Source organism: Kitasatospora sp. NPDC093558 (assembly GCF_040683475.1).
Lineage (GTDB): Bacteria > Actinomycetota > Actinomycetes > Streptomycetales > Streptomycetaceae > Kitasatospora.
In genome coordinates this window covers 1-2,460 of sequence record NZ_JBFBDY010000819.1, presented here as the reverse complement: position 1 = coordinate 2,460, position 2,460 = coordinate 1, and the positions used below count along the sequence as shown (strand labels likewise).

Annotated in this window: 2 protein-coding genes; both read left to right on the top strand. The window is 74.9% G+C overall.

Annotated elements, in window-relative coordinates; all coding sequences use genetic code 11:
- Window positions 1–1,245, top strand: a 1,245-nt coding sequence (locus tag AB0O00_RS35650; protein WP_363658854.1) for a hypothetical protein, incomplete at its 5' end; no start/stop codon positions are given.
- A partial coding sequence (locus AB0O00_RS35645) for a bpX6 domain-containing protein (protein WP_363658853.1) occupies window positions 1,242–2,460 on the top strand: 1,219 nt, incomplete at its 3' end. The genes AB0O00_RS35650 and AB0O00_RS35645, both read left to right, overlap by 4 nt.

Below are 2,460 nucleotides of genomic sequence, written 5' to 3'. Positions count from 1 at the left end.
GGTGTCCTCGGCGACCCGTCCGGAAGCCTGCTGGGCGGTGACCTCGGCGAGGTGTTGCCGCGCTGGCTCGCCGCCCGTCGGCGCGCCGAGCCGACGCCCGAGGACGTCCGCCGCGCCGAGGAGGCACTGGTCGACGGCGACCGCGCCTGGCTGCTGGCCTCGCCGCGCCTTGCCGAGCAACTTCCCGCACGCAAAGGCGTGTTGGCCACTGCAGAGACCGGCTGGACCGCCGACGGTGTCACCCGGGTCGCCATCCGGGTGGACGGTGGCCCGGCGGCCGAACTCCCGCTGCCCGCAAGCGATATCGCGGTTCGGGCGCTGCGCGGTAATGAATTCCGCCGGGCGGGCGTGGTGTTCGCGCCGCTGCCCGCCGGCACCGGTGCGCTGCCCGCGTTCACCACGGACTCCCCGACGCTGCTCGCGCGCGGCCGGGACGCCTCCGTGCTGCTCGCGGTCCGGCTGTCGCCGGGCACGTCGCACTTCGCGGGAAGGGTCCGGCCGCGCCGGCACGAGCTGCGCGGACAAGCGGTCGCCGCCGGACGGACCGGCCGGCGCCTGCTCGCTCTCTACGCCGAGCAGAACCGCCTCCGCCTCTACGTCAGCGGCAGCCGCTTCGGCGAACCCGACCGCTACGACGTCGACCTGGCCGACGTCGGGATCGACCACGAGGAGCTCCCCGCGCTCGCGCACCAGCCCGTCCTGCCGCTCGTGCGCGACGGCGACGACCTCGTCGTCCCGATCGCCGGGCACTGGCGGCGGATCGCGCCCGGCGGCCGGGTCACGCTGGACGGACCGGTGGTGTCGACCGCCGACGGCGGGCCCTTCGTCCGGGCCCGCGAGCCTCGGCTGTTCGACGGCGAGCTCCCGCCCGGCGTGGCGGAGTGCGAGCACGTCGTGCACGGCGCGGGCCTGCTCGCGTGGTCCGAGGACGGCTTCGGGTGGGACATCCGTACCCGGAATGGAGAGCGCCGCTACCTCGAACTCCCCGGCGGCGGTGAGGTGATCGCGATCGTCGAGGACGAGGCCGGCGCACCCGTGTTCATCACGTGCACCCGCGACGCCCACCTCGTTCGGAGCGTCCGTGAAGGCCTCGTCCGGACGCTCACCGGTTTCTCCGGCGCCCCCGCGGTGCCCGCCGTCCACCCGCTCTGGCCGGTGATCGCCGCCGAGCCCCGGCCGGGCCGGCTGGTGACGGGGAACGCCGTGACCGGCAAGTCCCTCCTCTCGATCGAGAACGCCGAATGAGTCCTGTCATCCACGCCGCCGGCTTCGTGCTCAACGTGCCCGTGATCGGTGCGGCCGAGGCCGCCGACCGCGTCCTCGCCGCCTGGAGCCCCGGTGCCCGACTGCGCGAACTGCCGGACGGTCGCTGGCTGTTCACGCTCGCCGAGCCGAAGACGGTTCACGTCGACGCGGCCCCGGGGGAACCGGTACGCGCGATCGGCGGCGGACTGGTCGCCGTCAGTGCGCGAGGCGATGAGTCGTGCGCCACCGGTGAACTCGTCCTCCTCGCAGGAAATGTGATCGAGCGTCATATACTCAATTCCCTACCCGAATTGAACCCGGCCGACTGGCTCGATCTGTCCGGTCTCACCCTTCACCGCCTCGGCGCGGTCGGCGCCCCGGTCGTGACGGAGCCCGTTCGGGAGGACGCCCCGCAGGCGCCCGCCGTGGATCTCCGTGCCGCTGCCCGGATCCCCGGGCTGACCGACCGCGCCCGCCGCCGCACGGCTCCAGGCCGGGACCGTCCCAAGGAAACAAGGGCCGGCGCCGTCGCGGTATTCGTCGTCGCCGTGATCTCCGCCGTGATCTTCGCCGTCGCCTTCTCGGGCCTGATCGCCCGCGCCGGCTTCGACCTCGGGGCGTTCCTGCTCGCCCTCGGCAGCGCCGCCGCCGTCATTCTGGCCTTCGTGCTGAACGACCGGCGCCGGGCGCGGGCAGCCGGCGCCACCCACTGGACGGCCGGACGCGGTGCGGCCAAGCCGCGCGCCACCCAGGGGATGGCCGGACGCGGTGCCGCCAAGCCGCGCGGCGCCCGCCGTACCCCGTCCACCTCCACCGCGCTGCACCGCCGCCACCTCCGCTACGTCCGCGACCTCACCCGGGCCTTCCAGCAGCGCCGTTGGGAGGACGCCCTGCGCGACGCCATCCGGCTCACCGCCGCCGGCTCCCGCGAACAGCCGGTCTGGTTCGGCCGCCGCCTGCCCCGCCGGTTCACCGGCGCCCTCAAGCCGACCCCGCGACCCGCCGACGGGCCGCTTGTCGCCAGCCCCCTCAGCGGCCCGACCGTCCACCAGTACCTCACCGGCCTCTACCGCGAAGCCGCCCGCGCCCTCGAAGACGAAGGCCGGATCGACGAGGCCGCCTTCGTCCACGCCGACCTGCTCAACGCACCCGCCGAAGCCGTCGCCGTGCTCGCCCGCCACGACCGCGCCGCCCAGGCCGCCGAACTCGCCGAAG